Source organism: Salinicola sp. DM10 (assembly GCF_017306975.2).
Lineage (GTDB): Bacteria > Pseudomonadota > Gammaproteobacteria > Pseudomonadales > Halomonadaceae > Salinicola.
Genome location: NZ_JAFLEN020000001.1, coordinates 26,769 through 50,455, shown reverse-complemented (window position 1 = coordinate 50,455; position 23,687 = coordinate 26,769). Strand labels below are relative to the sequence as shown.

General features: G+C 66.9%; 22 protein-coding genes. 7 read left to right on the top strand and 15 right to left on the bottom strand.

The features are described from left to right. Window positions 1–129 precede the first annotated feature (129 nt). Entirely contained in the window at window positions 130–1,116 is a 987-nt protein-coding gene (locus J0A90_RS00205) for a LysR family transcriptional regulator (protein ID WP_035474498.1), read from the top strand. 33 nt (window positions 1,117–1,149) lie between these two features. On the opposite strand, the gene J0A90_RS00200 is transcribed toward J0A90_RS00205, so the two are convergent. The 13 genes from J0A90_RS00200 to J0A90_RS00140 all read right to left on the bottom strand — a co-directional run bounded on the left by J0A90_RS00200 (window position 1,150) and on the right by J0A90_RS00140 (window position 13,350). Beyond that, on the bottom strand, window positions 1,150–1,668 hold the full coding sequence (locus tag J0A90_RS00200; protein WP_207030811.1) for a GAF domain-containing protein: 519 nt from the start codon (window positions 1,666–1,668) through the stop codon (window positions 1,150–1,152). 144 nt (window positions 1,669–1,812) lie between these two features. Then, window positions 1,813–2,802, bottom strand: coding sequence for a lipoyl synthase (lipA, locus tag J0A90_RS00195; protein WP_207030813.1), 990 nt, complete (start codon window positions 2,800–2,802; stop codon window positions 1,813–1,815). 61 nt (window positions 2,803–2,863) lie between these two features. After that, window positions 2,864–3,532 (bottom strand): lipoyl(octanoyl) transferase LipB, encoded by a 669-nt coding sequence (lipB, locus tag J0A90_RS00190; protein WP_207030814.1) that lies wholly within the window; start codon window positions 3,530–3,532, stop codon window positions 2,864–2,866. A 5-nt stretch (window positions 3,533–3,537) separates the two neighbouring features. Further along, the gene (locus J0A90_RS00185) at window positions 3,538–3,825 is read right to left on the bottom strand and encodes a YbeD family protein (protein ID WP_207030816.1); all 288 of its coding nucleotides are present in this window, start codon (window positions 3,823–3,825) and stop codon (window positions 3,538–3,540) included. A 120-nt stretch (window positions 3,826–3,945) separates the two neighbouring features. Next, window positions 3,946–5,172 (bottom strand): D-alanyl-D-alanine carboxypeptidase family protein, encoded by a 1,227-nt coding sequence (locus J0A90_RS00180; protein WP_207030818.1) that lies wholly within the window; start codon window positions 5,170–5,172, stop codon window positions 3,946–3,948. Window positions 5,173–5,199: 27 nt separating this feature from the next. Continuing rightward, window positions 5,200–6,204 (bottom strand): septal ring lytic transglycosylase RlpA family protein, encoded by a 1,005-nt coding sequence (locus tag J0A90_RS00175; RefSeq protein ID WP_207030820.1) that lies wholly within the window; start codon window positions 6,202–6,204, stop codon window positions 5,200–5,202. Further along, window positions 6,201–7,253, bottom strand: a complete 1,053-nt coding sequence (gene mltB / locus J0A90_RS00170) for a lytic murein transglycosylase B (RefSeq protein WP_233076369.1) — start codon at window positions 7,251–7,253, stop codon at window positions 6,201–6,203. The genes J0A90_RS00175 and mltB overlap by 4 nt, the downstream gene beginning before the upstream one ends. A gap of 35 nt (window positions 7,254–7,288) precedes the next feature. Beyond that, complete coding sequence (gene rodA, locus J0A90_RS00165; RefSeq protein ID WP_207030822.1) at window positions 7,289–8,428, bottom strand: rod shape-determining protein RodA; 1,140 nt, start codon at window positions 8,426–8,428, stop codon at window positions 7,289–7,291. Further along, window positions 8,418–10,313, bottom strand: coding sequence for a penicillin-binding protein 2 (mrdA, locus tag J0A90_RS00160; protein WP_207030824.1), 1,896 nt, complete (start codon window positions 10,311–10,313; stop codon window positions 8,418–8,420). Before mrdA ends, rodA begins: the two co-directional genes overlap by 11 nt. Before the next feature lie 87 nt (window positions 10,314–10,400). Then, on the bottom strand, window positions 10,401–10,868 hold the full coding sequence (gene rlmH, locus J0A90_RS00155) for a 23S rRNA (pseudouridine(1915)-N(3))-methyltransferase RlmH (RefSeq protein WP_207030827.1): 468 nt from the start codon (window positions 10,866–10,868) through the stop codon (window positions 10,401–10,403). Then, window positions 10,865–11,242 (bottom strand): ribosome silencing factor, encoded by a 378-nt coding sequence (rsfS, locus tag J0A90_RS00150; protein ID WP_207030836.1) that lies wholly within the window; start codon window positions 11,240–11,242, stop codon window positions 10,865–10,867. Before rsfS ends, rlmH begins: the two co-directional genes overlap by 4 nt. Before the next feature lie 121 nt (window positions 11,243–11,363). Continuing rightward, window positions 11,364–12,080, bottom strand: a complete 717-nt coding sequence (gene nadD / locus J0A90_RS00145) for a nicotinate-nucleotide adenylyltransferase (RefSeq protein WP_233076365.1) — start codon at window positions 12,078–12,080, stop codon at window positions 11,364–11,366. After that, window positions 12,067–13,350, bottom strand: coding sequence for a glutamate-5-semialdehyde dehydrogenase (locus J0A90_RS00140; protein WP_207030838.1), 1,284 nt, complete (start codon window positions 13,348–13,350; stop codon window positions 12,067–12,069). The genes nadD and J0A90_RS00140 overlap by 14 nt, the downstream gene beginning before the upstream one ends. 400 nt (window positions 13,351–13,750) lie before the next feature. On the opposite strand from J0A90_RS00140, the gene J0A90_RS00135 reads away from it, so the two are divergent. The 3 genes from J0A90_RS00135 to J0A90_RS00125 are packed head-to-tail and all read left to right on the top strand — an operon-like array spanning window position 13,751 to window position 16,862. Then, complete coding sequence (locus tag J0A90_RS00135; protein WP_207030840.1) at window positions 13,751–14,548, top strand: hypothetical protein; 798 nt, start codon at window positions 13,751–13,753, stop codon at window positions 14,546–14,548. After that, complete coding sequence (locus tag J0A90_RS00130; protein ID WP_207030849.1) at window positions 14,545–15,459, top strand: diguanylate cyclase domain-containing protein; 915 nt, start codon at window positions 14,545–14,547, stop codon at window positions 15,457–15,459. Before J0A90_RS00135 ends, J0A90_RS00130 begins: the two co-directional genes overlap by 4 nt. Beyond that, window positions 15,456–16,862: a bifunctional DedA family/phosphatase PAP2 family protein gene (locus J0A90_RS00125; RefSeq protein WP_207030851.1), complete on the top strand. Its 1,407-nt coding sequence runs from the start codon at window positions 15,456–15,458 to the stop codon at window positions 16,860–16,862. The genes J0A90_RS00130 and J0A90_RS00125 overlap by 4 nt, the downstream gene beginning before the upstream one ends. 28 nt (window positions 16,863–16,890) lie before the next feature. Here J0A90_RS00125 and J0A90_RS00120 read toward each other — a convergent pair whose 3' ends face one another. Then, window positions 16,891–17,511, bottom strand: coding sequence for a flavin prenyltransferase UbiX (locus J0A90_RS00120; RefSeq protein ID WP_207030853.1), 621 nt, complete (start codon window positions 17,509–17,511; stop codon window positions 16,891–16,893). Next, window positions 17,501–18,868, bottom strand: a complete 1,368-nt coding sequence (gene mpl / locus J0A90_RS00115; protein WP_207030855.1) for a UDP-N-acetylmuramate:L-alanyl-gamma-D-glutamyl-meso-diaminopimelate ligase — start codon at window positions 18,866–18,868, stop codon at window positions 17,501–17,503. Before mpl ends, J0A90_RS00120 begins: the two co-directional genes overlap by 11 nt. Window positions 18,869–19,301: 433 nt before the next feature. Between mpl and J0A90_RS00110 the strand changes: the two genes are divergently transcribed. From J0A90_RS00110 to J0A90_RS00100, 3 genes are all read left to right on the top strand, one after another. Beyond that, entirely contained in the window at window positions 19,302–20,561 is a 1,260-nt protein-coding gene (locus J0A90_RS00110; protein WP_207030857.1) for a 6-phosphofructokinase, read from the top strand. A 342-nt stretch (window positions 20,562–20,903) separates the two neighbouring features. Beyond that, window positions 20,904–22,283 (top strand): glutamine synthetase family protein, encoded by a 1,380-nt coding sequence (locus J0A90_RS00105; RefSeq protein ID WP_207030859.1) that lies wholly within the window; start codon window positions 20,904–20,906, stop codon window positions 22,281–22,283. A 288-nt stretch (window positions 22,284–22,571) separates the two neighbouring features. Then, complete coding sequence (locus J0A90_RS00100) at window positions 22,572–23,681, top strand: ABC transporter ATP-binding protein (protein WP_207030861.1); 1,110 nt, start codon at window positions 22,572–22,574, stop codon at window positions 23,679–23,681. Window positions 23,682–23,687 lie beyond the last annotated feature (6 nt).

Genomic DNA, 23,687 nt, shown 5'->3' with positions numbered 1-23,687 from the left:
TGTTATCGGCTTCACTATCGCCTTTGTCATCGGCTTTCTACGCTAGCCACCCGTGAGCCAATAGAAAAATTGATATTTCTTTGCCGACCTATAAGCTAGACCTTATACCTGACCGCGAGGACGTCCATCATGTCGCGCCCCAACCTGCTCAACCGCCTGACATTCCGGCAGCTCCAGGTGTTCCAGGCCGTTCATCGGCAGCAGTCCTACTCGCGGGCCGCCGAGCAGCTGGGGCTGACGCAGCCCGCGGTAAGCGCGCAGATCCGCCAGCTCGAGCAGGCCCTCGGCCAGCCGCTGTTCAAATACGCGGGCAAGACGCTGCACGTGCTGCCGGCGGCAGATGCACTCTCGGCCTCGGTACAGTCGATCTTCGGTCAGGTATCGAGCCTGCAGATGGAGCTTTCAGAGCTGGCGGGGACGATTCGCGGGGAACTCAATCTGGCGGCGGTCTCCACCGCGCAGTATGTGGTGCCGCATATCCTGGCGCGCTTTCGCGCGCGCTATCCGGAGGTGCAGGTGCGGCTGCGCGTGTGCAATCGGGTGCAGGCGCTGGAGCGACTCGCCGAGCGGCGCGACGATCTGGTGATCATGGGGATGGTACCGGACGACCCGAACCTGGTGTTCATGCCGATCCTGGACAACGAGCTGATTCCGGTGGTGTGGCCGGGGCATCCGTTGGTGACCGCCGAACGGCCGACGCTGGAGGACTTCGCGCGCCACTACATCCTGATGCGCGAACCCGGCTCGGGAGCGCGCACGGCGTTCGAGGATTTCGCCGCCCGCGAGCGTATCTCGCTGCACCACACCATCGAGCTGGGAACCAACGAGGCGATCAAGCAGGGGGTGATGGCGCATCTCGGCGTGGCGGTACTGCCGCGTCTGGCAGTACAGCTCGAACTGGCCTCGAACCTGCTCGCCAGCCCCACCCTGCCGGGCTTCCCGCTACGCCGCTCGTGGTGCACCGTCTACCCCAAGGATCGCTACCCCACCCCGGTGACGGAGCTGTTCCTGCGCTTCGTGCGCGAGCTACTACCGGAACTCAACGCTCACTTCCGTGCACCGATGACCCCGATCGACACTCCGACCCTGGTCTGCCTACCCAGCGCCGACGCCTGAACGGCGCCCTGGTAAATACCGCCCCGGCGACGCTCAGGTGCCGCCGCGGGCCGTCTGCACGCGCAGCACGTGCAGTGACACCAGCTCCTCGGCGAGTGCCGCCATCAGGCGCAGGCGATCCATGTCGCCTTCATCGAAGGCCCGCGGCAAGGTGCCAATCAGGCACAGCGTACCGATGCATGCCCCGGACTCGACGAACAGCGGATAGCCGGCATAGAAGCGAATGAACGGTGAGCCGAGCACCAGCGGATTGTCAGCGAAGCGCGCATCCTTCAGCGCGTTGTGGATCACCAGCGGCACCCCATCGGCCACCACGTGCCCACAGAATGAGATACGCCGCGGCGTCTCGCACACGCTCAGGCCCTGACGCGACTTGAACCATTGGCGATCCTCGTCGACCAGAGTGATCATCGACATCGGTACGTCGAAGATTCGTGTGGCCAGTTCGGTCAAACGGTCGAAGCCTTCGTCAGCCTGGGTATCCAGCAGCTCGAGCTTGTGCAGCGCGGAAAGGCGCGTCTGCTCGTTATCGGGGGATGAAGGGGCAATCATGTCAGGACCTCTGCGAACGCGGCGGCACACCGCCGAAAGGCGCGGCGCCGGTTCCAGCGGCCGCGTCCCGATTGTCTTGCGGCCCACGCCCGGAGGGGCATGGAGACCGGCGCGCTGCGTGAGCGCGCCGGCCTCAGCGCAAACTCACTTCACTTCGACGCCGTGGGCCTGCTTGTCGGCGTGATAGGAGGAGCGCACCAGCGGCCCGGAAGCCACATGGGTGAAGCCCATCGCCCTACCCTGCTCGGCGAACCAGTCGAAGATGCTCGGATGCACCCAGCGATCCACCGGCAGGTGGTTGCGCGACGGCTGCATGTACTGGCCCAGAGTGAGCATGTCGACGTCATGAGCGCGCAGATCGCGCATGACCTCGATCACCTGCTCGTCGGTCTCGCCGACGCCGAGCATCAGACCAGACTTGGTCATGACCTCGGGGCGGCGCGCCTTGTAACCCTTGAGCAGGTCCAGCGACCACTGGTAGTCGGCCCCGGGACGCACCTTGCGGTAGAGCGACGGCACCGTCTCCAGATTGTGGTTGAAGACGTCCGGTGCCTCCCCTTCGAGGATGTCCAGCGCCACCTGCATGCGCCCGCGGAAGTCGGGCACCAGCACCTCGATCTCGATCTCGGGGCTGTCGCGGCGAATCTCGCGGATACAGTCGGCGAAGTGCTGAGCGCCGCCGTCGCGCAGGTCGTCACGATCGACCGAGGTCACTACCACGTAGTTGAGGCCCATCTCGGCGATCGCCTCGGCCAGCTCCCGCGGCTCCTTGTCGTTGAGCGCATTGGGGCGCCCGTGGGCAACGTCGCAGAACGGGCAGCGCCGGGTGCAGATGTCGCCCATGATCATGAAGGTCGCGGTGCCACCGCTGAAGCACTCGCCCAGGTTGGGGCACGAGGCCTCCTCGCACACCGTGTGCAGACCGTGCTTGCGCAGCGTCTGCTTGATATGGGTGACCTGTGGCGAGACCGGCATGCGCACGCGCAGCCAGTCGGGCTTCTTGGGCAGCGTCTCGGTCGGGATGACCTTGACGGGGATGCGCGCGACCTTCTCCGCGCCGCGCAGCTTGACGCCGCGCTCGACACGCCCGGGCTTTTTCGAATCGGGCGTTTGCATGACGGTGGTCTCGGTCATAAGTCCCATCCTGATGATTCATTGAGTTCGGGCGGCGTCTCGCGCGCCCTGACGATGCCGCTCAGGCCATCGCGTCCGCTGTCAGGGCCGCCGGCCGGTCAGTGCGCTCGACCAGGGTGGCGCCCAGGCGCGCGGCGAAGCAGCCGGCAAGCCGGGTGGCTTCCGCGTCGAGATCCGGCGTCGCCACACCGAGGTCACGCAGCTGGGTCATCTCGAGCCCGGCATAACCGCACGGATTGATGCGCGAGAACGGGGCCAGATCCATATCCACGTTGAGCGCGACGCCGTGAAAGCTGCAGCCACGCCGGATGCGCAGCCCCAGCGAGGCGATCTTGCGCGCACCGACATAGACGCCGGGGGCATCGGCCCGCGCCCGGGCATCGATGCCGTGAACGGCCAGCAGATCGATCACCGCCTGCTCCAGCAGGCTCACCAGCTCGCGCACGCCGACGCCCAGCCGGCGAACGTCGAGCAGCGGATAGAGTACGATCTGCCCCGGGCCGTGGTAGGTCACCTGGCCACCGCGATCACTCGCCACCACCGGAATGTCTCCCGGCAGCAGCAGGTGTTCGGGCTTGCCCGCCCGCCCCTGGGTGAACACCGGGTCGTGCTGCACCAGCCACAGCTGATCGACACTCGCGCCGTCGCGGGTGTCGGTAAAGCGCGACATCGCCTCCCACACCGGGCGATATGGCGCGCGGCCCAGGCGATAGAGCTCCAGCTCGGCCATGGCGGTCACAGCACCATATGCACGCGACCGGTCGCCTTGAGCTCTTCGAACAGCGCGTTGAGCTGCGCCTCGCTGGTCGCCCGGATCACCGCCCGAGCGGACTGGAAGCGGCCATTGCGACTATCCGAGAGCGTGACCGCCGAGCTGTCGAAGCCCGGCGAGTGGCGCGCGATCACCGCGCTGATGGCAGCGACGAAATCCTCGGCCGCGTCACCGACGACGCGAATGGGATAGTCACACGGGAATTCGATCTTGGGTCGCGGCAGATCGACATTATCGGGGGTCTGGGTCATCGAGTTACGAACCGGCTGCGATTTCCGCCCATTCTACGCAAGAACGCCGCATGCACCAACACGCCCGCCGCGGCCGCCGGGTCGAACCGGCGTGCCGCGGCGGGCGTCAGATGACTTGGATCAGTTGAACAGGCCGGTGACGAACAGCACGATGCTATCCCACACGCGCTTGAAGATACTGCCCTCTTCGACGCCTTCCAGCGCCACCAGCGGCTCCTGACCCAGCACCTTGTCGCCGGACTTGATCTCCAGCGTACCGATCTGCTGGCCCGCCTGGATCGGCGCGTGCAGCGTCTCGGGGATATTCAGACGCGCGGTCAGATTGTCGGCGCTGCCCCGCGGCACGGTCATGCTCACTTCATGCTGCACGCCCAGACGCACCGTGTCCTGCGCACCGCCCCAGACACGCGCCTGATTGAGCACCGAGCCGGCGTCGTAGAGCTTGCGTGTCTGATAGAAACGGAAGCCGTAGTTGAGCAGTCGCTGGGTCTCGGCGGCACGCGCCTCGTCAGACTGGGTTCCCATCACCACCGCGATCAGACGCGTGTCCTGCTTCTTGGCCGAGGCCACCAGACAGAAGCCAGCCGCTTCGGTATGACCGGTCTTGAGGCCATCGACGTCAGGGTCGCGCCACAGCAGACGGTTGCGGTTGGGCTGGCGAATATCGTTGTAGGTGAAGTACTTCTGCGAGTAGACCTTATAGTGGTCGGGGTAGTCTTCGATGATGTGACGGGCCAGGATCGCGAGATCGTGGGCCGAGGAGTAGTGGTCATCGTGCGGCAGGCCGGTGGGGTTCATGAAGTGCGAATTCTGCATCCCCATGCGCTGCGCCTGCTGGTTCATCAGATCGGCGAACGCCGACTCGCTGCCGGCAATGTATTCGGACAGCGCGACGCTGGCGTCGTTGCCCGACTGGATCACCACGCCGTGGAGCAGATCCTTGACGCTGACCTGGGTACCTTCGCGGATGAACATGCGCGACCCGCCGGTGCGCCAGGCGTTCTCGCTAATGCTGACCATGTCGCTGTCATGGATATTGCCGCGCTCGATCTCCTGTTCGACGATGTACGCCGTCATCATCTTGGTCAGGCTAGCCGGCGGCAGGCGCTGATCGCCGTTGTGATTGACCAGCAGCTGGCCGGTGGCGGCATCCATCAACACCCAGGAAGAAGCGGCGAGATCCGGCGGCGAAGGGATCATCTGCTCAGGCTGCGGGTTGCTGCCCTCGGGCATCTGACTGTCCGGGGTGGGTTGCTGCTGCGCGCCGGCCGGGGACGTGAGCAGCCCCAGGCACAGCGAGGCCGAGAGGACCCAGCGGGGAAGTGACGAAGTGAACAGCGCTTTCATGACAATCGAATTCTCGTTGAACGAAGGTTACTGGGTGGGCGATACCACGAACGTCTGACCGAAGCCGGCGTCACTCAAGGTTGCCCGAACGGTTTCCAGGGATGCCAGGTCATCGATCGGGCCGACCTGAACGCGATAGAGAGAGGCGCTATTGTCGATGCGCACTGGCTGCGACAGCAAGTCTTGCAGCCTCGACTGGAGCGCCAGGGCCTTGTCCTGCGAGCCCAGCGCAGCGACCTGTAGATAGCGCACGCCGCGTGCACCCTGCGCCACTCTGGTCTGCGTCATACCGGTCTGCGTCACCGGGCCTGGCGCGGCAACGGCAGCGCGGGTACCCGGGTCGCTAGCCGCGGCAGCGCGGTCGACGGCGGTCGACAGCGGATCGTTGCGCCGGGGTGCCGCCGAGGTCTGCGCGGTGCCCGCTACCCGCGCGGGTGCGGCCGGCGCGGCGGCGACCCGGGGCCCCGAGCGGCTACCGCCGTGGGTCTTCGCCCAGGCCACCGGGTCGATCGCCTCGACCCGCACCCGCCCGGTGCCGTGGCCGAGAATGTCCAGCCGCGCCGCCGCCGCGTAGGAGAGATCGATCAGGCGATCGTCGTGGAAAGGTCCACGGTCGTTGATACGCACGATCACCTGGCGTCCGTTGTCCAGATTGGTCACCCGGGCATAGGTCGGCAACGGCAACGAGCGGTGCGCCGCCGACATCTTGTACATGTCGTAGGGCTCGCCGCTGGCGGTATCGTAACCCTGGAACTTGGTGCCGTAGAAAGAGGCCCGACCCTCGGCGACATAGCCGCTGGGGTCGCTGAGCACGTGGTAGGTCTTGCCCCACACGCGGTAGGTCGGACGATTGCCGCTGCGCGAGCGCGGCTCCACCTTGGGCACCGCATCCGGCACCCGGGAGACGTCACGGGGAGCATCGGGATAGCCATCCTGACTCGCCGCATAGCGCCCGCCCCCGCTGCCGCCAGGGCCGCCGGCACAGCCGCTGAGCAGCAGCGCGGCGGCCAGCATCAGCCACAGTCGTCTCACGTCTTTGCCGCCTCCAGCGCGAGCTGGATGCGCTGCGCCAGGGTGGCCACCGCCATGGCGTAGAGATGGCTGTGGTTGTAGCGCGTGATGACGTAGAAGTTGTCGAGCCCGAGCACGTAACGCACGTGCCCGTCGGCGTAGTCCAGCGCCAGCGGCATTACCTTGTCATCGGGCGTGAGCGAGCCGGCGGTGGGACGGACGCCCGCCGCCGCCAGCTCGGACACGCGGACCGACGGCGGCTCGGTCTGATTGAACGTCAGTCGAGCCGGCGGCGTCGCCGGCCCGCTGGCTTCGACCAGCACCGCCTGCCCGCGGCGCCAGCCGTGCTCGCTGAAGTAGTTGGCGATGCTGCCGATGGCATCGGTGGGGTCGTTCCACAGATCCTTGAGCCCATCGCCATCGAAATCGACCGCGTAGGCCTGATAGCTGGTGGGGATGAACTGCGGATAGCCCATGGCGCCGGCATAGGAGCCATAGCGCGACGCAGGGTCGACGCCCTGACCCAGCGTGATGGTCAGAAACGCCATCAACTCGCGGCGAAAGAAGTCGCCGCGGGTCGGATGATGAAAGGCCAGCGTGGAGAGCGAGTCGAGCACCCGATGGCTACCCTTGTGCGCCCCATAGCGGGTCTCGACGCCGAGAATCGCCACGATCACCTCGGGCGGCACGCCATACTCGCGCTGGGCACGATCCAGCGCCTCACGGTGCTGCTGGAGAAACGCCACGCCTTGGGCCACGCGATCGGGCTGGATGAAGATATCGCGGTACTGATCCCAGCGCAGCCGACGCTCGGCGGCATGGTTCATCGCCTCGAGCACCTGCGGCCGGTAGCTGGCGGCACGCATGGCATCGTCGAGCTGCTGCGACGACAACCCTTGCGCGCTCAAGGTATCGAGCATGGCGCGCACCTGGGGGTGCGTCGCCGGGTCGAAATCGCTCTCTGCCAGCGCCGTCCCGGCGCTCGAGAGCCCTCCTGCCAGAGCCACCACCAGAGCCACCACCAGAGCCATTGCCCGGGTCAGACTTCCCTGTTTCCAACGCAGCGCCATGCGCCAGTGCTCCCTGCTGCAGCCCGCCGCGACGCTCAATGCTTGAGCAGGCGGCGGTGCGTGTGAATCGACATGAGAATACCGAAACCGGCCATCAAGGTCACGCTGGAGGTCCCGCCATAGCTGACCAGCGGCAGCGGCACCCCGACCACCGGCAGGATACCGCTGACCATGCCGATATTGACGAAGACGTAAATAAAAAAGGTCAGCACGATACTGCCGGCGAGCAGGCGGCCGTAGGTATCCTGGGCCTGATTGGCCATCACCAGCCCGCGCGAGACCAGCAGCAGATAGAGCACCAGAATGGTCGCCATGCCGATCAGGCCGAACTCCTCGCCCAGCACCGCGACGATGAAATCGGTGTGGCGCTCGGGCAGGAACTCCAGCTGCGACTGGGTGCCCAGTCCCCAGCCCTTGCCCTCGAGTCCGCCGCTACCGATGGCGGTCTTTGACTGGATGATGTTCCATCCGGCGCCCAGCGGGTCGCTCTCGGGGTTGAGGAAGGTCAGCACCCGCTGGCGCTGATAGTTGTGCATGTTGAGCCATAAAAGCGGCATCGCCGCCCCTGCCATCACCGCCAGGCTGAGGATGAAGCGCCACGACAGCCCCGCCAGCAGGATCACGAACACCGCCGCCGCGGTCACCAGCATCGAGGTGCCCAGATCGGGCTGGCGCGCGATCAGCAGCACCGGCACCGCGATGATCACCCCGCACACCAGCAGGTCACGCCAGGATGGCGGCAGCGGGCGGCGATGCAGATAGGCCGCCAGCATCATCGGCATGGCGATCTTCATCAGCTCCGAAGGCTGGAAGCGCAGCGGACCGATCTCCAGCCAGCGCTGCGCGCCCATGCCGATATCGCCCATGATCTCCACCGCGATCAGCATCAGCAGCCCCCCGCCATAGGCCAGCGGGGTCCAACGATAAAGCGTTGCCGGCGAGAACTGGGCGATCACTATCGCCCCGACCAGCGCGATCCCCATACGGATCGCCTGGGCCATGGTGGTCTGCGCCGACATGCCACTGGCGCTGTAGAGCACTACCAGGCCGAAGGCGATCAGCAGCAGCAGAATCGACAGCAACCAGGGGTCGAGGTGCAGCCGCAGCCACAGCGAGCGCTTGCGGCCGACCCGCGCGCCGTGATTCGGCGCAGTGCGTTGAAAATCAATCGCCATCGAGACTCTCGACCTCTTCAGGAACGGTGGCACCGGGTTGGTCGTGCAGCTCGCTCTGGGGCAACAGCCAGGCATCGGTGAGCTCACGGCCGAGCCCCGACACCCCGCCGCCGGCGTTCTCGACGATCACCGCCACCGCGATCTGCGGATCCTCCACCGGCGCAAAACCGATGAACAGCGCGTGGTCGCGCAGGCGCTCGGCCAGCTCGCTGGCGTTGTACTTCTGATTCTGCCCCAGCGAAAAGACCTGCGCGGTCCCGGTCTTGCCCGCCATGGTGTATTCGAGGCCAGCGCCAGCCTTGCGCGCCGTGCCCTCGCGGCCGCTCATGACCTCTTCCATGCCCTCGTAGACGTCGTTCCACCACTGCGCCTTGTCGACCTGCACATCCGGCTTGGTATCGGGGAACGGCGGCTTCACCGGCTGGTCGCCGATACGCTCGGCCAGATGCGGGCGCACCCAGTGGCCATGATTGGCCAGCGTCGCGGTCGCCGCGGCCAGTTGCAGAGGCGTGGCCATGAAATAGCCCTGACCGATGCCCGCGGAGAGGGTCTCCCCCGGGAACCAGGGCTGGTTGTACTTCTCGCGCTTCCACTCCCGCGACGGCATCAGCCCCGGCAGCGCCCCCTGGACATCCAGCGAGTTGACCTCGCCGAAGCCGAACTCGTGCATGAACGACGACAGCCGGTCGATGCCCAGACGGTAGGCCATGGTATAGAAATAGGTGTTGTTGGAGACCTCGATCGCTCGCCGCAGGTCGACCCGCCCGTGCCCCCAGCGCAGCCAGTTGTGGTAGCGCCGGGTATCGTTGGGCAGTTGGAAGTAGCCGGGGTCGTAGACGATATCGTTGGCATCGACGACCCGATCCTGCAACGCCGCCAGCGCCTCGAACGGCTTGACCGTGGAGCCCGGCGGGTATTGGCCACGGGCGGCGCGGTTGTAGAGCGGCAGATCGATATCGTCCTGCAGCGCACGGTAGTCGGCGTAGGAGATACCGGTGACGAACTTGTTGATGTCGAACCCGGGGGCCGAGACCATCGCCAGGATATCCCCGGTCTTGGGCTGAATGGCGACGATGGCGCCGCGGCGACCGCCGAGCAGGTCGTAGGCCAGGTGCTGCAGACGGCTGTCGATGGTCAGGGTGAGATCCTTGCCCGGCACCGGCGGCTCGCGGTCGAGTTCGCGCAGCACGCGCCCACGGGCGTTGGTCTCGACCTTGCGCAACCCGGCCTTGCCGTGGAGCTGGTCCTCGTAGGTGTACTCGACCCCGGTCTTGCCGATGAAGTGAGTACCGGCATAGTTGCCCGGATCGAGCTCGGCGAGCTCATCGGCGTTGATCCGCCCAACATAGCCGAGCACGTGGGACATCACGATCGGATCGGGATAGTAACGCATCAGCTGCGCCTCGACCTCGACCCCGCTGAGCAGATAGCGGTTGACCGCCAGGCGGGCGATCTGGTCCTCGGTGAGGTCGCTCATCAAGAGCGCCGGCTGGTAGGGCCGCTGACGCTGCAGCGAGCGCTCGCGGAAGGTCTCGACCTCGTCCTCGGGCAGACCGAGGATCTGCACCAGACGCTCGAGCGTGGCGTCGAGATCATCGACCCGCTCACGCACGATGGTGAGATTGTAGGTGGGGCGGTTTTCCGCCAGCAGCTGACCGTTGCGGTCGTAGATCAGGCCGCGCCGGGGCGGCAGAGGCTCGACCCGCATGCGGTTGTTGTCGGAGCGGGTGATGAAGACATCGTGCTCGACCACCTGCAGATAGAACAGTCGCGACACCAGGGCGCCGGCCATCAGCACGATCAGTACGGCGGCAACCAGAGAACGGTTGCGGAAGACGCGGACTTCCTGCTCGTGATCCTTGACTCGCTCGCGGCGCTTACGCATGACGGCGCCGGATCAGGGCGGTGTTCGGCCCGCGGGGGGCACAGCGTTGCGGGGCGTCGAATAACGGCAAGCGACTGACTCTCTGACTCAACGGTGATACGGGTGCCCGGCAAGCAATGTCCAGGCACGATAGAGCTGCTCGGCCAGCAGCACCCGCACCAGCGGGTGCGGCAACGTCAACGCCGAGAGCGACCACGACTGGCGCGCACGGGCGCTGAGGCGCGGGTCGAGTCCGTCGGGGCCGCCGATCAGCAGCGCCACGTCCTGCCCGCCCTGGCGCCAGTCACCGAGCTGCTGCGACAGCTGCTCGGTGGTCCACGCCGAGCCTTTGACCTCGAGTGCGACCACATGTTCCTGATCGCGCAATTTTTCCAGCATGCGATCGCCTTCGCTGTGGATCGCCCGGGCGATATCGGCATTCTTGCCACGCGCACCGGGGGCGATCTCGACGATCTCCAGCGGCATCTCGCGCGGCAGCCGCTTGCGGTACTCCTCGACACCCGCCTCGACCCAGGCAGGCATCCGCGTGCCAACCGCCAGCAGCCGTACCTTCATCCGCGCGACTCGTGCCGCTCGCCGTGGCCGGCTCCCTGCTGACGATCGACGGGCAGGTCGGCCCACAGCCGCTCGAGATCGTAGAGCTGGCGAGTTTCCGGCATCATCACATGGGCGACGACGTCACCCAGATCGACCAGCACCCAGTCGCCGCCCTGCTGTCCTTCGACACCCAAGGGACGCAGGCCCGCCTCCTTGGCCTTCTCGACCACGTTGCCGGCCAGTGCCGAGACGTGACGCGAGGAGGTGCCGCTGGCCACTACCATGACGTCGGTCACGCTGGTCAACGCGGCAACGTCGAGTTCGACCACGTCGCGCGCTTTCAACTCCTCCAGCGCGTCGACGACCAATGATTTGAGAGAATCTGTCTGCATAGCTCCTCGTTTGGGAATCGCTGCCCCGAATTCAGGGAAACGCGCATTCTACTCCGATGAGACGCCGACGCCACTGTTCGACTCTCGCTAGCACCACGGACACTCTCGTCTGCGCCGCGGATCAGCTCTCGTCAGCACCAGCGGTCGTCTCGCGATAGAGCCCCTGGGCGGCGATATAACGTTCGGTCGCCTCGGCCAGCAGGTAGCGCACGCTCTGTCCGCGCTGCAGCCGGCGGCGCACCTCGGTAGCGGCGATCGCCATGCGGCTGGGCAGGCTGAGCCTGAGCACCCCACCCGCGGGTGCACTCATCAGCGCCTCGGCGGTGGCGACTTCGCGCCCGGCGATCAACGCCGCCAGTTCAGGGGCCAGTGGGGCGTCATGGTCGGGCCGGTCGAGCACCACCACGTGCGCCAGCGACAGCAGGCGCTGGTATTGATGCCACTGCGGCAGGCCGAGAAAGGCGTCGTGCCCCACGGCCATCACCAGCCGCGCCTGCTCGCCGTACTCCTCGCGCAGCGAGGCCAGGGTATCCACCGAGAAGGAGTGGCCGCTGCGCCGAATCTCGCGGTCGTCCGCCAGCAGCCCCGGGGTGTCGCCGATACCCGCGGCGAGCATCGCCAGGCGATCGCCGGCGGCGATACCGGGCGCTGCGCGATGTGGCGGCACATGCACAGGAATCATGTGCACCCGGTCCAGCGCCAGCGCCTCACGCAACTCGACCGCGCTGCGCAGATGGCCCAGGTGCACCGGATCGAAGGTACCCCCGAGCATGGCGATGCGCGGCGCCCGACCGCTCATACCCACATCACTGACACCACTGACATCACTGACGGACATGACCATCGCCAAACACGACGTACTTGCGGGTGGTCAACCCCTCCAGCCCCACCGGGCCGCGGGCGTGCAGCTTGTTGGTCGAGATACCGATCTCGGCGCCCAGGCCATACTCGAAGCCGTCGGCGAAGCGAGTCGAAGCGTTGACCATGACCGAACTCGAGTCGACCTCGGCGAGAAAGCGCCGCGCCAGCGTGACGCTCTCGGTGACGATGGCATCGGTATGCTGCGAGCCATGGCGATTGATATGGGCCACCGCCTGATCGAAATCCTCGACCACGCGGATGGCGATGATCGGTGCCAGGTACTCGGCGTCCCAGTCCGCTTCGTCGGCGGCCACGGCGTCGGCGATCCACTCGCGGGTCAGCGCACAGCCGCGCATCTCCACCCCTTTTTCGCGATAGATCGCCGCCAGTCGCGGCAGCACCCGCGGCGCCGCCTCGACGTGGACCAGCAGCGTCTCCATGGCGTTGCACGGCGAGTAGCGCTGGGTCTTGGCGTTATCGGCGATCGCCACCGCCTTGTCGCTGTCGGCAGCGGCATCGATATAGACGTGGCAGACACCGTCGAGATGCTTGATCACCGGCACCGTCGCCTCGTCGGCAATACGTGCGATCAGCGACTTGCCGCCGCGCGGGATGATCACGTCGACGCTGGCGGTGAGACGGATCAGCTCGCCCACCGCGGCGCGATCGGTGGTCGCAACGACCTGCACCGCGTCTTCGTTCACCCCCGCATCGCGCAGGCCGTCACGGATGCAGGCTGCGATCGCGGCGTTGCTGGCAGCGGCCTCGGAGCCCCCCCGCAGAATGCAGGCATTGCCGGACTTCAGGCACAGGCTGGCCGCTTCCAGCGTCACGTTGGGGCGAGACTCGTAGATGATCCCGACCACCCCGAGCGGCACCCGCATCTGCCCTACCTGGATCCCACTGGGCTGATAGCGCAGCCCCTCGATCTCACCCACCGGATCGGGCAGCGCCGCAACCTGACGGGCGCCTGCGAGCATGGCATCGATGCGTGCCGGCGTGAGTGCCAGACGGTCGAGCAGTGGCTCGCTGAGCCCGCGCGCACGGCCGCGCTCGAGATCGGCGGCGTTGGCGCTTTCGAGCGCCGGGCGGGCCGCATCGAGCCGCGCCACGATGGCCGCCAGCGCGGCATTCTTGCGTCCGCTGTCGAGCGCACGCAGCACGGTACTGGCAGCGCGGGCACGCTCCCCGAGACGCTGCATATAAAGCGGGATGTCGTCGACGCTATCGGTCGCGGAGTGTGACATGACGTGGTATCTCTTCAAGGGTGCCGGGCAGCGATGGCATCAAGGCACGCACGCCCCGGCGCGCCGTGTCCGACGTTGCCTGACGATGCTCGCCCGGCCGTAACCGCTGCAGGCAAGAGTTTGTCTCGAATCGTGATTCACAGTGTACGGTCAGTGACAGCCCGTGCGATAGTTGCAGCATGGAATCCGCCCGGGCTCGATCGCATAGCGCGACGCCCACGACGCAAGCCGCTGCCCCGCTGGGGCGACGGTCGCGCATGGCATCGCTCGAGCGACTCGCCCTGGCGCAAGCGCCATGCCGCCTGTCGTCTGCGCGAAGGCCAGACGGCGTTCCGAACCACGCAGAACCATCGGCCCAATATAAGCCACCATGCCAAGCCAGTACAAAAGCCCCGGGACAGTGGCGCTGACTCTCGCCTGCGTGGTCGCTGCCGCCGCCACGGGGGCGTTCACCGACGGGAGCGTGCGGCTGATCGCCTGGGGCGGTGCCGTAGCGCTGCTCGCCACACTCGCCTGCGGTGCGCGTAGCAGCAGCTGGATCGCCCCGGTCGCCGCGGTGCTGGCCGCGACCCTGCTCGCCACCGGCCACCCGACCACCCTGCCCTGGATCTGGCTACTGCCGCTGTGCCTGCAGCCGCTGAGAGGGCGCGCGGGGGTGGCACTCAACCTGACCGTCTTCGTGCTCGGCGTGGCGTTCATCGCCCGTCACTTTTCGCTGCCGGCCACGCTGCTGGCCGCGACGTCACTGGTCATTGTCTGGCTACTGGCTCAGGAACAGCGCCTGCGAACCCGGCCGCTGCTCAATCGCCAGGGCGCCCAATGGCTGCTGCCAGCGTCGATGCTGGACGCCGACGCGCGTCACGAGCAGCGCCGTGTGGAGCGCGAGTCGCTCTATGGCGAGGTCGTGATCTTCGGCTGCGCTCACTCCACGCCCAGCGATATGCGCGAGCTCAGCCGCCTGCTGTATGACCAATTGGCCCTCTACGAGCGCGCCTACCGGCTCAACGACTATGGTATCGCAGTCCTGCTGGTGGCCAACGACGACAAGCTGGCGGAGCAGCGCCGCCACCAGCTGCAGCATGCGATCGCTCCCCATCGCATCGTCTCGCACACACCGCTGCCACAGCTTGGCGATCGCTTCGCGCGCTACCGCACCAAACGCACCAGTCAGCGTCGCGAGAGTCAGCCATGGGCATGAGCCGCTACAAGCTCGCCGCGCAGTTGCTGGCACTGGCGATGTTCACCGGGCTGGCACTGTGGCACTACCTGATGCGCCACTATGATCTGATCCTGCCCCCGGCGCTGCTGGCCTGCGGGCTGCTGGCGTCGTTGCCGCTGCAGTGGCTCGGCCGGCTGCGTCCGGCGCTGGCCGACTACCTGATGCTGGTAGGAGCGCTGACTCTGTTTGCCATCGAAGCGCCCGGCTGCGTCAACGGCATGCTATGGCTGGGACTACCGGCGGCGGTCAGCCTGCTGGTGCTGTCATTACCTCTGGCGGTGCTGCTCAATGTCGCCCTGGTACCCGCCTGGATGCTACTGCTGGGCGGCACGCATGTGTCGCTGTTGACCCTCAGCATGGGCTGGTGGCTGTCACTCAGCGCCGCACTGGTATTGAGCAGTCTAGATGCCCGACGCCGCCGGGCGTTACTCCTGCCGCAGTGGCGCCGCGACCCCAAGCTGCCGCGCCAGGCATTGCAGCGCAGCCTGTCGATCGAAATCGCGCGCGCCCACGCGCTCGGCCGCCCACTCAGCGTGCTGGTGCTCTACGTCCCCCAGATCGACCAGGCCGATGACCAGTTCGGCACCGAGCTGCGCGAGGCGTTATCCCACGCCTTCAGCCACGCAGTGGTCAACGACAGCCGCCACAGCGACCTGCTGGGTGAGTACCGCGAGAACGTTTTCTGCCTGATACTGCCCAATGCCGGCGAGAGTGGCGCCTTGGCCGCCGGTCGCCGACTGACCGCTACCGTGGCCACCATATCGCGCCCGGAGACCGGCCCGCTGGAGAGTTTCAGCCGCGTCTGCATGCTCCAACCCGGTGAAGCCACGGCGCACTTCCTGACCCGGCTCGACAATGCCGCCACCAAACTGCTGGAACCGCTCGCTTGAACTTCACCCATTGGCTCTACTCGCTCTCCCCGTCGCCCACCCTTCTGCTGCTGATCATCGCCGGCGTGGCACTGCTCGAATCGCTGGCGGTGGTGGGTATCGTCGTGCCCGGCGTGGTCCTGCTCGGCGCCGCCGCCAGCCTTGCAGGGCACGCTGACATGCCGATCGCGCTGGTGCTGATCGCCGGCACCCTGGGCGCGTTCGCCGGAGACAACCTGAGCTTCTGGCTGGGGCGCTCGCAGCGCACGCGTATTCCCGGCTGGTGGCCGCTCGACCGCCACCCGGAGTGGCTCGAGGGCGGCATCGATTTCTTCCAGCGTCACGGCACCATGTCAGTGGTGATCGGTCGATTCGTCGGCCCGGTGCGGCCTTTCGTGCCACTCGTGGCGGGCATGCTGTCGATGCCGAGCCGGCGCTTCGCGCTGGTCAACGCCCTCTCGGCGTGTCTCTGGGCACCGGTCTATCTGCTGCCAGGCTACTGGCTGGGACGCTCCTGGAGCGAGCTGATGCAGCTGCCGCCGGGGGCCGAGCACTGGCTGCTGGTGCTGTCGCTCTCGCTGCTGGCCCTGGGGGTGCTGTTCTCCTGGTTCCGCTACCAGTTGAGCGGCCAGGGCCGCCTGCATCGCTGGCTCGAGCGCTACCAGCAGCGCCACCCGGCCTGCGCTCGTCTGTGGCGCGCACTGCGCTCGCCGCCTCCGGCCAACGAGTTCCCGTTGGCGTCGCTCTCGCTGTTGCTGACCAGCCTGGTCGCACTGATCGGCTGGACCACTTGGGTGCTGATCCACCACGGCCCGCTGCCGATGGATCGTCAGATCCACGCGTTGGCGGCGATGCTGCAGCATCAGTGGTTACTGGGCACCAGCGAGACGCTGGCCAAGATCGGGGATGCGCTGGGGATCACGCTGCTGATGGCGCCCTGGCTACTATGGCTGGCCTGGGCTCGGCGCTTCGCCGCACTGCTGCATCTGGCCGGTGCGCTGGTCACGGTGGCCGTGGCCAACACCCTGTTCAAGGCGCTGGCCGGGCGAGCCAGGCCGGACACACCGGACTATCTCACCGGTTCGATGTCCTATCCCAGCGCCCACACCTCTACCAGCGTGGTGGTGGTAGGGCTGACCGCTGCCTTCGCCGCTCAGGTCATGCCGCTGCGCTACCGCGCCTACGCTTACTGGGCCGGCATCTTGGTGTGCACGCCCATGGCGCTGTCGCGGCTGGTGATCGGTGTGCACTGGGCCAGCGATCTGATCGGGGGCGCCCTGCTCGGGCTGATCGTGTGCGCGCTGACCCGCATCAGCTACCAGCGCTGGCAGCGCCCGGATCTGGCGATGCCGCCCTGGCCGTGGCTGGCGCTGGCGTCGCTGGTGCTGGAGACAGCCCGCATCATACTGTTCCCGCCGGTATGAGCCGGTAGCAGTAACTAGGGAAAATGGCCTACTCGCCCCAGCTCGGCATCAGGCGCTGCGGAATGCCGAGCTGGGCGAGCATCCGCGCGACCACGAAGTCGACCATATCAGCGACACTCTGCGGGCGATGATAGAACCCCGGCGAGGCGGGCATGACCACCGCCCCCATGCGCGTCAGCGTCAGCATGTTCTCGAGATGGATCTGCGACAGTGGCATCTCCCGCGGCACCACGATCAGCGGGCGGCGCTCCTTGAGCGCTACGTCCGCAGCACGCTCGATCAGGTTGTCACTGGCGCCGCAGGCGATCGCCGATAGCGTGCCAGTGGAGCAGGGGCAGACCACCAGCGCGCGCCAGTCGCCGGAACCGGAGGCCACCGGCGCCAGCCAATCCTCACGCCCGAAGCAGCGGATCTGCCCCGCTTCTGCGCCGAAGCGCTCGCTCAGGGCCGCAGCCAGACGCTCGGGCTGAGCCGGCAAGTCGAGCTCGGTCTCGATCGCGATCACCCGATGCGCGGCCTTGGAGATCATCACGTAGAGCGGCTGCCCGGCGGCGACCAGACACTCGATCAGGCGCAGCCCGTACTGGGCGCCCGAGGCGCCGGTCAACGCCACCGCCACCGGCCCGCCGAGCGGGGTGTCACTCTGCATGCTGCACCTCCAGCGCCGCGAGCAGCTTGGCGTGAATGCCACCGAAGCCGCCGTTGGACATGACCACGACGCGATCGCCCGGACGTGCCTCAACCACCACCTCGCCAACCAGCGCATCCAGGTCGGTCGCCACGCGGCTACCCGCATGCCCCGCCACGACTTCGCTCAGCGACCAGTCAAGGCCCGGCGGCTGATACCACCAGACCGCCTCGGCCAAGGCCACGCTCTCAGCCAGGCGCGACTTCATGGTGCCCTGACGCATGGTATTGGAGCGCGGCTCGATCACCGCCAGCAGGCGCCCGCCATGATGATCCCGCGCCAGCCCCTCCAGGGTCAGCGCGATCGCCGTGGGGTGGTGGGCGAAGTCGTCGATCACCTGGATACCGGCGACGCTGCCGCGCAGCTCCTGACGCCGCTTGGGCGCCAGGAAATCGGCCAACGCGCGGCATGCGACTGCCGGCGTCACCCCGAAGTGGCTCGCCGCCGCCACTGCGGCGGCGGCATTGGCGGCATTGTGGCTGCCGCTCATCGCCCAGCTCACCGGGTAGCGCTCACCGCCATGCTCGAGGGCGAAGGCGCGGCTGTCGTCGGCATCCAGCGCCAGGCGCCAGACGCTCTCCGGCAGCGTGCCGACCCGCTCCACCGGGGTCCAGCAGCCGCGCGCCAGTACCCGTTCCAGGGCGGGCTCGCCGGCGGCCACGATCAGCCGGCCATCGCCGGGCACGGTACGCACGAAATGGTGGAACTGACGCTCTATCGCCGCCAGATCCTCGAAGATATCCGCGTGATCGAACTCGAGATTGTTGAGAACAGCGACATCCGGATGGTAGTGGACGAACTTCGAGCGCTTGTCGAAGAAGGCGGTGTCGTACTCGTCGGCCTCGATCACGAAAGGCGCGCCGTTGCCGCCCAGCCTTGAAGAGACGCCGAAGTTGCGCGGCACACCACCGATCAGAAAGCCCGGCTCGAGCCCTGCGGCCTCGAGAATCCATGCCAGCAGGCTGGCCGTGGTGGTCTTGCCGTGGGTCCCGGCCACCGCCACCACCGGGCGTCCGCCGAGCACGTACTGGGCCAGCCACTGCGGCCCGGAGACATAAGGGATGCGCGCATTGAGCAGCGCCTCGACTTCCGGGTTGCCGCGGGACAGGGCGTTGCCGACGACCACCAGATCGGGCCTTGGGATCAGATTATTGGCGCGGTAGCCCTCACTCAGTTGGATACCGGCATCCTCCAGCTGATGGCTCATCGGCGGATAGACGTTGGCGTCGGAGCCAGTCACCCGATGCCCGAGCGCCTTGGCCAGACGGGCCAGGCTACCCATGAAGGTGCCGCAGATGCCCAGAACGTGAACGTGCATGCCCTCTCCCTCGGGACGATTGACGCAATGACGGCGGCCGCCTTGGCCGCGATGACGAAGCGGCGAGCCTAGCACGCCAGCAGCGGGCGAACCACAAAGCGCCCAGGCCCATGGCCGCGAGTACATCCCCGGCATCTACGCTCGCACGGCGCTTCACCGCCTCTCATTCTCTCCCTCATCGCGCGGCCCAGAAAAATGACCGCCGCGGTGACCAGCGCCTCGTATTAACAGCCCTTGGCCTTTCGGCTATGCTTGGCCGCGCAACCGAGACTCGCACCCCCGACACTTGCCCTTCGCGGCCGCGCTGCGCCCGTCGACATGGGCGTCGTACGGCTCGATTCGGCGGCGCCACGGATGACGCTGCCCCGCCGCTGCCGGCCTGGCCGGCCCGACGCCGTGCATGAGATACCAATCCCAGGAGATGAGAGCCGATATGGCCAAGCACAACGCCTTTTACGCCCAGTCCGGTGGCGTCACCGCCGTCATCAACGCCAGCGCCTGTGGTGTGATCGAAGCCTGCCGCCGCCATGCCGACCGCATCGGGCACGTCTATGCCGGCCACAACGGCATCATTGGCGCCCTCACCGAAGACCTGATCGACACCAACCAGGAGAGCGACGCCGCCATCGCCGCCCTGCGCCACACCCCGGGGGGTGCCTTCGGCTCCTGCCGCTACAAGCTGAAATCGATCGAGAGCCACCGCGCCGAGTACGAGCGCCTGATCGAGGTGTTCAAGGCCCACGATATCCGCTACTTCTTCTATAACGGTGGCGGCGACAGCGCCGATACCTGCCTCAAGGTGTCACAGCTCTCCGAGAAGATGGGCTATCCGCTCACCGCCATCCACGTGCCCAAGACGGTCGACAACGACCTGCCGATCACCGACAACTCCCCCGGCTTCGGCAGCGTGGCCAAGTATGTCGCCACCTCCACCCGCGAAGCGGCGCTCGATATCGAATCGATGTGCGCCACCTCGACCAAGGTGTTCATCTTCGAAGTCATGGGCCGCCATGCCGGCTGGATCGCGGCGGCCGGTGCCCTGGCCGGCGAGAGTGCCGAGCAGGCGCCCCACGTGATCATCTTCCCCGAGATCGCCTTCGACCGCGCCGCGGTCATGGCGCGCATCGATGAAGCGGTGAAGCGCCACGGCTTCTGCGTAATCGTGATCTCCGAAGGCGCCCAGTACGCCGACGGCACCTTCCTCGCCGATGCCGGCAGCACCGACGCCTTCGGCCACAAGCAGCTCGGCGGCGTGGCGCCGACCCTGGCCGGGATGGTCAAGGCGGATCTCGGCTACAAGTACCACTGGGCGGTGGCCGACTACCTGCAACGCGCCGCGCGGCATATCGCCTCGCGCACCGACGTCGAGCAGGCCTACGCTGTGGGCAAGGCTGCGGTAGAGCTGGCACTCGACGGTCAGAATGCGATGATGCCGGCGATCAAACGTGTCTCCGAGAGCCCCTATGAGTGGCAGATCGAGGCGGCGCCGCTGGCCGAGATCGCCAACCATGAGAAGTTCATGCCGCGCGATTACATCAGCGAGGATGGTCTTTACATCAGTGAGGCCGGACGCCGCTATCTGGCCCCGCTGATCCAGGGTGAGGACTTCCCGCCGTTCGAGAATGGCCTGCCCAAGGTGGCCAAGCTGGAGAAGGCCCGGGTCGCACGCAAGCTGCCCGACTTCACCGTCTGATCCGCACGCCGTGATCAGCGCCAAGTGCTTGGCGCTGATCACGGCGATTGCCAGCCCCGCCCCTGACTAGCCCCCACGCCCCCTCAGACCGCTGCCCGCGCGCTATCACCCGCACGTTGCTACGACCAACCCTCCGAGCGCCTGTCAAGAATAATGCCCAGCCCGGGCATCCCCCTAACATCCCTCGCCACTGGACGCTTCATAACTGCCAGGTGGTCGGCTCACTGGGTAGCAAAGCGCTTTCCTAGCGCCAAGCAGGTGTAAAATATTTCATAGCAAGTTTGACAACAGCGGGCCCATTTGGAATAACGAAGAGACTCCATCACCTCATCGTGTGCCCCCATGTGCGACTCCGATCGTCTCCAGGAAGCCCAAGATTTCCTGGCCCAGCACCCCGAGGTGCAGAGCGTCGATCTGTTGATCAGCGACCTCAACGGCGTGCTTCGCGGCAAGCGCGTGCCGCGTGACAACGTGATCGGCGTGCTCAATGCCGGCATGCGCCTGCCAGCCTCGGTATTCGCCCTCGACGTGTGCGGCAATACCATCGAGGAGACCGGCCTGGGGCTGGCCTCCGGCGACGGCGACCGCACCTGCAGCCCGGTTGCCGGCACCCTTGTCACCACCCCCTGGGCCAAGCACGGCAACCAGGCGCAGATGCTGATGACCATGGAGGAGGATGACGGCACGCCCTTCGCCTGCGATCCGCGCCAGCTGCTCAAGCGTCTGCTGAGCCGCTTCTCGGCCATGGCGCTGACCCCGGTGATCGCGGTGGAGCTGGAGTTCTATCTGATCGACCGCGAGCGCGACAGCGTCGGCGCGCCGCAGCCGCCGCGCTCACCTGCCACCGGCGAGCGCGCCAGCCAGAGCCAGCTCTACTCGGTGATCGAGCTCGACGAGTACGCCGACTTCCTCGAGGACATCACCCTCGCCGCGCAGGCCCAGCGACTGCCGATAGACACCGCGCTCAAGGAGTGCGCCCCGGGGCAGTTCGAGGTCAACCTGCTGCACCATGCCGACGCCCTGCGCGCCTGCGACGAGGCGGTGATGCTCAAGCGCCTGATCAAGGGCGTGGCGATCCGCCACGGCTTCGAGGCCACCTTCATGGCCAAGCCCTACAGCCAGGAAGCGGGCAACGGCACTCACGTGCACATCAGCCTGCTCGACGCCGCCGGCGACAACGTCTTCGCCACCGCCGACGGCGGCGAACTGGGCAGCCCGCGGCTGCAGCAGGCGATCGCCGGGCTGGCCGAGCTGATGCCGGCGTCGATGGCGATCTTCGCCCCCAATCTCAACTCCTACCGGCGCTTTCAGCCCAGCCTGTACGTGCCGATGGCGCCGACCTGGGGCTACGACAACCGCTCGGTGGCGCTGCGCATCCCGTCGGGCTCGCCGCGGGCGCGGCGCATCGAACATCGGGTCGCTGGCGCCGACGCCAACCCCTATCTGCTGGTGGCCGCGCTGCTCGCCGGGATCGAGCACGGCATGGCACGCGAACTGACGCCGCCAGCGCCGATCACCGGCAACGCCTACGAGCAGGTCGAGCCGAGCCTGCCGATCAGTTGGCCCCAGGCGCTCGACGCCTGGCTCGAGAGCGAGGTCTTCATCGACAGCTTCGGCGAGACCTTCCACCAGGTCTATCACGCCAACCGGCGCGCGGAGTACGAACTCTCGCGCCAGGCGATCAGCGCTTTGGAATATCGCTGGTACTTGCGCAACACCTGATAGCACGCGCTATCTGCGACACCCTCAGCGGATACATTCATCCAACACATTCACCGGATACAGGCCCAGGAGAACGGTATGACAATCACAACGCCCCGTCTCACTCACCCGGCCCGCCCAGCACCCCGTCACCCGCAGCGACAAGATTGGGACAGTTCCCCGCTGCATCGCGGCTGACGTTGGGTTACGCTTCGTCCTGTCGCGCCACCGCCATGCCGACCGCTTCGCGCGGGTCGGTCTCGCTGGCATCGACAGCCTCGACCACCGGGTATGGGAATCTCGTGACCTATGACTGTGCCTCCTTCTGCCGAGCCCGACGCCGCCGGCACCCAGCAGGTGCGTGACGCCTCGGCGATCGCCCTGCGCAACCTGCACAAGCGCTTCGGACGCGACGCCGTCGCCCTCGATGGTGTCGATCTCGACATTCACGCCGGCGAGTTCTTCACCCTGCTCGGCCCCTCCGGCTGCGGCAAGACTACCTTGCTTAGGATTCTCGCCGGGCTCGAAGCGCCCAACGAGGGCACGCTGACCATCGGCGGCAAGGATGTCACCACGACGCCGCCGCATCTGCGCAGCGTCAATACCGTGTTCCAGTCCTACGCGCTGTTTCCGCACCTGTCGGTGCACGACAACATCGCCTTCGGCCTGCGCATGAAAGGCGTGGCGGTCGCCGAGCGCGAGCGCCGGGTGCAGGAGATTGCCGACTTCATCAAGCTCGGCGCGCTGATGGAGCGTCGCGTCAATCAGCTCTCCGGCGGCCAGCGCCAGCGCGTCGCCCTGGCCCGGGCGCTGGTCTGCGAGCCCGATGTGCTGCTCCTCGACGAGCCGCTGTCGGCGCTCGACGCCGGTCTGCGCAACCAGCTCCAGGTCGAACTGCAGCGCACCCAGAAGCGCCTCGGCATGACCTTCGTCTTCGTCACCCATGACCAGGAGGAGGCGATGGTGATGTCGGATCGCATCGCCGTGCTCGACGGCGGCGTGATCCAGCAGGTGGGGCCGCCGCAGACCGTCTACGAGACGCCGGTCAACGCCTTCGTCGCGCGCTTCATGGGGCACGTCAATCTGTTCGAGATCGGCTCGGTCAACGGCGACCGAGTGACCACCGCGCTGGGCCAGCTGCGCTTGGAAAAACCGCTGGCAGAGCACGAGCGCCACGGCATGCTGCTGATCCGCCAGGAGGTGATCGAGCTGGGGCCGGAAGTGCCGGAGGGCTACAATGCGCTGCAGGGCGTGGTGCGCGAGCGCCTCTACCGCGGTAGTCGGGTGGAGTACCGCCTCGAGGTCGATGGCGTGGTGCTGCTGGCCACCGCCAGCAACCTCGGCCAGCGCCTGCATGCGGTCGGCGACCGGGTGACGGTGAGTATCTGCCCCGAAGACATCGTCAGGCTCGACGCCTGAGGAGAC